Origin of the sequence: Pseudoruegeria aquimaris (assembly GCF_900172235.1) — a bacterium.
Taxonomy (GTDB): Bacteria; Pseudomonadota; Alphaproteobacteria; order Rhodobacterales; family Rhodobacteraceae; genus Pseudoruegeria; species Pseudoruegeria aquimaris.
Genome location: NZ_FWFQ01000034.1, coordinates 22167 through 28877, shown reverse-complemented (window position 1 = coordinate 28877; position 6711 = coordinate 22167). Strand labels below are relative to the sequence as shown.

General features: G+C 65.8%; 8 protein-coding genes. 4 read left to right on the top strand and 4 right to left on the bottom strand.

Going from position 1 to position 6711, the window contains the following annotated elements; all coding sequences use genetic code 11:
* From PSA7680_RS16880 to PSA7680_RS16865, 4 genes are all read left to right on the top strand, one after another.
* Positions 1–192 (top strand): transposase (locus PSA7680_RS16880; RefSeq protein WP_217808310.1); only part of this gene is annotated, 192 nt, incomplete at its 5' end.
* Positions 193–242: 50 nt separating this feature from the next.
* Positions 243–557 carry a hypothetical protein gene (locus PSA7680_RS16875; RefSeq protein WP_085869857.1) on the top strand — a complete coding sequence of 105 codons (315 nt, stop codon included), beginning with the start codon at positions 243–245 and terminating at the stop codon, positions 555–557.
* 52 nt (positions 558–609) lie between these two features.
* Positions 610–1140 (top strand): YcnI family copper-binding membrane protein, encoded by a 531-nt coding sequence (locus PSA7680_RS16870; protein ID WP_085869856.1) that lies wholly within the window; start codon positions 610–612, stop codon positions 1138–1140.
* A gap of 358 nt (positions 1141–1498) precedes the next feature.
* Complete coding sequence (locus PSA7680_RS16865; protein ID WP_085869855.1) at positions 1499–1771, top strand: hypothetical protein; 273 nt, start codon at positions 1499–1501, stop codon at positions 1769–1771.
* Positions 1772–1833: 62 nt separating this feature from the next.
* On the opposite strand, the gene PSA7680_RS16860 is transcribed toward PSA7680_RS16865, so the two are convergent.
* The 4 genes from PSA7680_RS16860 to PSA7680_RS16845 all read right to left on the bottom strand — a co-directional run bounded on the left by PSA7680_RS16860 (position 1834) and on the right by PSA7680_RS16845 (position 6569).
* On the bottom strand, positions 1834–3759 hold the full coding sequence (locus PSA7680_RS16860) for an acyl CoA:acetate/3-ketoacid CoA transferase (protein WP_085869854.1): 1926 nt from the start codon (positions 3757–3759) through the stop codon (positions 1834–1836).
* A gap of 52 nt (positions 3760–3811) precedes the next feature.
* A complete protein-coding gene (locus tag PSA7680_RS16855) occupies positions 3812–4480 on the bottom strand; it encodes an SOS response-associated peptidase (protein ID WP_085869853.1) in 669 nt (222 codons plus the stop codon).
* A gap of 6 nt (positions 4481–4486) precedes the next feature.
* Positions 4487–4792, bottom strand: coding sequence for a DnaJ family domain-containing protein (locus PSA7680_RS16850; RefSeq protein WP_085869852.1), 306 nt, complete (start codon positions 4790–4792; stop codon positions 4487–4489).
* Between the two features lie 196 nt (positions 4793–4988).
* Positions 4989–6569, bottom strand: coding sequence for a bifunctional metallophosphatase/5'-nucleotidase (locus PSA7680_RS16845; protein WP_085869851.1), 1581 nt, complete (start codon positions 6567–6569; stop codon positions 4989–4991).
* Positions 6570–6711: the final 142 nt, after the last annotated feature.

Here is a 6711-nt window from a genome sequence, read left to right as displayed (position 1 = left end):
AACGTCCGCGTGGTCAGGACCGTCGACCGAGACCTCTACCGCGAACGCAACAAGGTCGAACGGTTCTTCAATCGTCTCAAACACTTCCGCGGCATCGCAACGCGATACTTCAAAACCGCAGCAAACTTCCTCGCCGCACTTCACCTCGCTTGCTCAAGGCTCTGGATCAGACATTATGAGTCCACGACCTAAGCGAAGAAGACTCAATGCCTTACAGCGCAAGACAGACGAAGGCCCTTGCCATGGCGATGCTGGTGGCGGCAGTCTGCTTTGCGCTTCTTGCGGGCCTTCACGCCGCGCGCCCGATCTCCGGCGGCCCGGATTTCGCCCTTGCCGGTTTCTCCCCCGCCGACATCTGCGGCTACTCGGAAGACGCATCCTCGGGCAGCTGCCCGAACTGCGTCCTCGCGAAGGCGGCGGTCGAACCGGCGTTGCCCACTGAGGCGAAACGGACAGCCAGCGTCGCGCGCAAAGCTCTGCCCCCGGCACAGGCGCCCGCCCCCGTCGCGGCCGCGAACGGCCTGCCACCGGCACGGGGCCCGCCCCTCTTCACATGATCTCGGCGCGCCGGACGCACCGGCGCACAACAGACATGTGAAAGGATAGAAAATGAAACCGACCCTTCTCGCCCTCGTCGCCGCGGCAGCGGCCTCTCTTGCCATGGGCGCAAACGCCCACGCCACGCTCGAACAGCAGGAAGCCGCCAGCGGCAGCTACTACAAGGCCGTCATGCGGATCGGCCACGGCTGCGACGGCGCGGCCACGCAGACCCTGCGCATCGCCATTCCCGAGGGCGTCATCTCCGTAAAGCCGATGCCGAAGCCGGGCTGGAGCCTCGAAACCGTCACCGGCGCCTATGCGCGCAGCTATGATTTCCACGGCCGAACGCTGACGGAAGGCGTGAAAGAGATCATCTGGACGGGCAACCTGGAGGATGCCCACTACGACGAGTTCGTCTTCCGCGCCAAGCTGCACAGCTCGCTGGAACCCGGAACCACCCTGTATTTCGCCACGGTTCAGGAATGCACCACCGGCGAAAACGCCTGGGTGGAGATCCCCGCCGAAGGGCAGGACAGCCACGACCTGAAGTCGCCCGCCCCCGGCCTGGCGATCATCGCTCCGGCCGGCCACACCCACTAGGCATGGCCCCGGCCGGCCCGCACGAGGGCCGGCCAACCCAAACCGCCCCGAGACCGCCGACGGATCGTTCCGGGCATTGGCACGACTCCCAGTATCTCCCGCCATTCCGAAAGGCGCGAAACTCCGGCCGCCCAAACCTCGAATAAGGGCAACAAATGGGCCTGAATTGGGAGAAATTAAAAAACCCGAATTTTTTCAGATTGCCTATTGAATTGATTGCGCAGGGATTACAAAAGAGCGCATCGACAAATAGAAAGAACCCACCGTGATAATGAAGAAGACATTGATTTGCGGCCTTCTTGCCGCAACAACCGCTATTGGTGCCTGCTCCAAAAGGGCCGAAGACATTACGCCGACGATGGTCGGAACCGCCCAGTACAGCCATCTGAACTGCAACCAGATCATCCGGGAACGCAACAGGGTCGTGACCTCCGTCAACGATCTCACGGGCCGCCAGAACAAGGCCGCCACCAACGATGCCGTGGCAATGGGTGTCGGGCTCGTATTGTTCTGGCCCGCCCTGTTCGCCGTCGGCTTTTCCGAGGATCTCGCGCCGCAGCTTGCGCAGATGAAAGGGCAATACGAAGCCCTGACCCAGATCGGCATCGAACGCAATTGCTTCGACGTATAGGCCGTTAAAGCGTTCTGAATTGAAATGGGGGTGACGGTCGAAATGAAATGGCCGTCACCGCCTCACCGCCGCTCAAGGAACGCCTTGGCCTCGGCGGCGGTCTCGAAGACATGGGGCGCGGCGTCCCGCCGGAAGGTTTCGCCCAGCTTCATGCGCATGAAGGCCGAGGAGGAATAGCGGGTGACGGTGCCGTAGAACCGATCCTCCAACGCCTTCACCATCGCCGCGAAATCCGCCTCCACGTCCTCGTCGATCCGCGCGCCGTCGTAGTTGGCGATCACGTCCACCCGGCGGCCCAGGGGCGCGCAGACCTCCTCCACCCGCGCCCGGATCTGGGCCACTTCCTCCAGCGAGCGCAGGCGCAGCTTCTCGAAGTTGATGAAGAGATGCCGGCCGCCGTCACCCAGTGCGATCCGATCCGCGAGATCGAGGTGCAGCAGATCCCGCGCTAGCTCCATCGGCTCGTCCGCGAAGATCCGGGCATCCATCTCGACGACATCGCCGACGATCGGGGCAAAGCCCATGTGCGCGAGGATGTCGCGTTTCATGTCCACGCCCGGCGCCACCTCGGTGAGCACCACGCCCTCGGGCCGCAGCTCGAAGACGCAGCGCTCCGTCACGTAGAGCACCGGCTGGCGCTTGGCCTGCGCCCCCTTTCCCGAGAAGGTGATCTGCTGCACCGCGTCGAGAAACTTCCGGGCGCGCCCCTCCTGAGGGATGCGAAGCCGTCGCCCTTCGAGCGCGATGTCGAGCCCACCGGCGGTGAAGGTGCCGGCGAAGACGACCCGCCGTGCGTTCTGCGAGATGTTGATGAAGCCCCCCGCTCCGGCCAGCCGGGTGCCGAAGCGCGACACGTTGACGTTGCCCTGCGCATCCGCCTCCGCCATGCCGAGCACGGCCAGATCCAGCCCGCCGCCATCGTAGAAATCGAACTGCGCGTTCTGGGCGATGATGGCATCGGTGTTGATCGCGGCGCCGAAATCGAGCCCCGAGGCCGGCTGTCCGCCCACCACGCCGGGCTCCGCCGTGAGCGTCACGTGATCGAGAAGGCCCTCCTCCCCTGCCACGGCGGCCACGCCCTCGGGCATCCCGATGCCGAGGTTCACCACGCCGTTCACCGGCAGCTCGAACGCCGCGCGGCGGGCGATGATCTTGCGCGCGTCCAGAGCCATCTTCGGCGCTGCGCCTTCCGGCGCGCGGAACTGGCCGGCGAAGAGGTGGGAATAGGCGGTGGCATAGGTCTGCATGTGATCTTCGGGATCGGCCACCACCACTGCATCCACCAGTGCGCCGGGGATCACCACGCTGCGCGGGTTCAGCCCGCCGCGCGCCGCCAGACGCTCCACCTGAACGATCACCAGCCCGCCCGAATTCTTAACCGCCATCGCCTGGGCGAGGTTGTCGATCACCAGCGCCTCGCGCTCCATCGAGACGTTGCCGAAGGGATCGGCGGTGGTGCCGCGCAAGAGCGCCACATGGATGGGAAACCCGCGGTAGAAAAGCTGCTCGCGCCCACCAAGCTGCACCAGTTCCACGAGGTCCTCAGTCGTCACGTCATTGATCCGGCCGCCTTCAAGGCGGGGATCCACGAAGGTGCCGAGCCCCACATGGCTCACCGTGCCGGGCTTGCCGGCGGCGATGTCGCGATACATCTGGCTGATGACGCCCTGCGGCAGGTTGTAGGCCTCGATCCGCCCCGAAACGGCCAGCGCGCCGACCTTCGGAATCAGCCCCCAGTGCCCGCCGACAACACGTTTGAGCAACCCGTCCTGACCGAGCCGGTTGAGGCCCTTCTCCTTGCCATCGCCCTGCCCCGCCGCGAAGAACAGCGTCAGATCGCGGGGCGCGCCGGTTTCGGCGAAACGCTCGGCCACGGCCTTCAGCAGCAGGTCGGGCACGCCGATGCCGACGAAGCCCGAGGTGGTGATCGTATCGCCGTCGCGGATCAGCGCGGCGGCGGCCTCGGCCGAAACGATCTTGTCTTTCATGATGGTCTCCCGTGCTCCCCTCCCGGCAGAGTGCCGGGGCCGAGACGCGGGATCAAGCCGGGAGCGGCTCGATCAGCTCCGGGCCGGAAGCGCGGTTGGAGTTCACCCGCGGATCGACGCGATGAAACCGCAGCACATCCTCACCCGCCGCCCGCATCAGCCGCGCCGCACCCTTGCCTTTCTCGCCCAGCCACAGCGCCCAATCTTCCGGCTCCAGGATCACCGGCATCCGGTGATGGATGCGCGCCATCGGCGCGTTGGCCCCGGTGGTGACCATGGCGCAGGTCGTCAGGTGCGCGTCGCCCATCGCCCACTCCTGCCAGATCCCGGCGAAGACGAGCGGCGCGCCGTCGGCGCGCTGGATGTACCACGGCAGGCGCGCGCCGGTCGTGTCCTTCGTCCATTCGTAGAACCCCGAGCAGGGGATCAGGCAGCGCCGGGCGCGGCAGGCCTCGCGGAAGGCCGGTTTCTCGGCGATCGTCTCGGCGCGCGCGTTGATCAGGAGCGGGCCGTCGGTGGGGCTATTGTACCATTTCGGCAGGAAGCCCCAGCGCATTGCCCCGAGGCGGCGGCGCCCCCCTTCGCCCCCCGTCACCACGTGGATCTGCGTCGTGGGGCAGACGTTGTAGTTGGGCGTTTCCGGCAGGTCGTTGGCCGGCGCGGCATCGAACAGCTGCGCCATGGCGTCGGTCGGCAGGGTGATCGCGAACCGCCCGCACATCGGACGCTACCGCCCCGCCCTGCGGGCGATGTCGATCCGGGCTTCCAGCATCGACATCTCTTTCAGGATCGCCAGCCGTTCCGTCCGATCCCCCGTCTCGCGCAGCTCTTCGCGCAGCCGCGCCAGCTCGCGCGACAGCGAAACGAACTCCGGCACGCCGCCGGAATCCTTCACCAGCCGGTTCAGCAACGCGTTCTCGGGATCGTCGCAGCGCGGCAACGGCTTGCCCGCGCCCGGCAGGTCGTCAAACGCGCCATCGGCTTCGGCAGCGGCGATCTTCTGGTTGATGAGATCGATCAGCGGGTGGTCCATGAGGGCAGGATACCGAGTTTGAGTGGGCAGCAGAAGCCCGCAGCGAAGCTGCGTGTAACCATCGCCTGTCGCGGCCGCGACAGGCGCGCGCTCACTCACCCCCTGAGGGCGCTCATCGCAAGTCACTCCTGACAAACACGCCCAAATGAAAAGGGCGCTCCATCGGAGCGCCCTTTCCGTCAGCCGGTGGGCCGGATCACTTCTTCACGATACGGCCGTCGGTGTAGGGCTCGTAGGGGCCCTTGCCGGCAAGGTATTCCGCCACGACGTCCGCGAGGTCGGGGCCGTAGTCGTAGGCGTTCATGCCGTCGGTGGCGAACATCTTGTAGCCGTCGCCGCCGTTGCGCACGTAGTTGTTGGTGACGACGTTGTAGGTGGCGTCCGGATCCAGCGGCTCGTAGCCGCCGTCGGTTTCGACCATCACCTCGACGATGCGCCCTTCGCCCGGCGCAACGGAGGGATCCCAGGTGAACTTGAGGCCCGCGACCTGCGGGAAGCGCCCGGCCACCTCTTCCACCTGGCTCACGCCGTTCTCGAGCGCGGCGAGCAGGCCGGCACCCTTGATCTGGAAGGTGGAGAGCGTGTTCTGGAACGGCAGCACGGTGAGCACTTCGCCCATCGTCACGTCGCCTTCGTCGATCGAGGCGCGCAGCCCGCCGGAGTTGGCGATGGCGATCTGGACGCCCTGATCCTTGACGCGCTCCAGCATGGCGTCGGCCACGAGGTTGCCCATCGGACATTCCATCACGCGGCAGACGTCGCGGTTGCCCTCGATGGGGGCCCCGGCGGCGCCGACGACCTTCTGGCGGATTTCCTCGAGCGGCTCACCCAGTTCGAGTATGCGCGCCTTCGTCACCTCGTCCTCAGTCACGCTGGCATCCATCACGAGCGGCTCGCCCACGGCTTCGATGAGGTTGCCCTCGTCGTCGAAGGTCACGTTCAGCTCGCCCAGGAACTTGCCGTAGGCATAGGCCTGCACGATCGCCACGCCGTTCACCATCGTCGGGTAGGGGCCGGCGGCGCGATCGTTGGTGTTGGACAGCAGAGTGTTGGAGTGGCCGCCCACGATCACGTCCACGCCGGTGGTTTCGGCGGCCACGCGCTGATCCACCGCGTAGCCGGAGTGGCTCAGCACGATGATCTTGTTCACGCCCTCGGCCGTGAGCTTGTCCACCTCGCCCTGAACAGCCGGAACCGGATCGGTGAAGGTGATGTTCTTGCCGGGGCTTGCCAGCTCGTCGGTGTTCTGCGGGGTGAGGCCGATCAGGCCGATCTTCTCGCCCGCCTTCTCGATCACCGTGGATTTCATCAGCGTGTCGGCCAGCAGCGGTTCGGCCGAGACGTCGGCGTTGGACATCAGAACGGGGAAGTTGACGGCATCCATGAAGCCGCGCAGCACCTCGGGGCCGTCATCGAATTCGTGGTTGCCCACGGTCATCGCGTCATAGCCGAGCTTGTTCATCATCTCGGCGGCAACCTTGCCCTTGTAGTAGGTGTAGTAGAGCGTGCCCTGGAACTGATCGCCCCCGTCCAGCAGGATCGGGTTCTCGGCGCGCGCGCGGGCTTCGTTCACGGCCGTCACGAGGCGGGCGGAGCCGCCGAAGCACTTGCCCTCGGCGTTGTCCTCGGCGGAGCAGCCGGAGTCATACTTCGAGATCGGCTCGAAACGGGCATGGAAATCGTTGGTGTGCAGAATCGTCAGCGAATAGTCCGCCGCCGCCACCCCGGCGGAAAGGCCGAAGGCCGCGGCGGAGGAAAGAAGGATGCGGGACAGCATTTGGGTGACTCCCTGATTATTTTTGTCCATCTGGTCAGACTGACGCCTAACACGCGGCCTGTCAAAACTATGTGACAGTTTCCCGAGGGGAAGACGGCGCCGCTTTCCCGCCGCGCTTGACGGCTGCCCGTTCGTTGGGCAT

Excerpts from the sequence above, each read along its gene's own strand:
- PSA7680_RS16875 (WP_085869857.1), top strand. The coding sequence starts at position 243 with ATGGCGATGCTGGTGGCGGCAGTCTGCTTTGCGCTTCTTGCGGGCCTT.
- PSA7680_RS16870 (WP_085869856.1), top strand. The coding sequence starts at position 610 with ATGAAACCGACCCTTCTCGCCCTCGTCGCCGCGGCAGCGGCCTCTCTT.
- PSA7680_RS16865 (WP_085869855.1), top strand. The coding sequence starts at position 1,499 with ATGGTCGGAACCGCCCAGTACAGCCATCTGAACTGCAACCAGATCATC.
- PSA7680_RS16860 (WP_085869854.1), bottom strand. The coding sequence starts at position 3,759 with ATGAAAGACAAGATCGTTTCGGCCGAGGCCGCCGCCGCGCTGATCCGC.
- PSA7680_RS16855 (WP_085869853.1), bottom strand. The coding sequence starts at position 4,480 with ATGTGCGGGCGGTTCGCGATCACCCTGCCGACCGACGCCATGGCGCAG.
- PSA7680_RS16850 (WP_085869852.1), bottom strand. The coding sequence starts at position 4,792 with ATGGACCACCCGCTGATCGATCTCATCAACCAGAAGATCGCCGCTGCC.
- PSA7680_RS16845 (WP_085869851.1), bottom strand. The coding sequence starts at position 6,569 with ATGCTGTCCCGCATCCTTCTTTCCTCCGCCGCGGCCTTCGGCCTTTCC.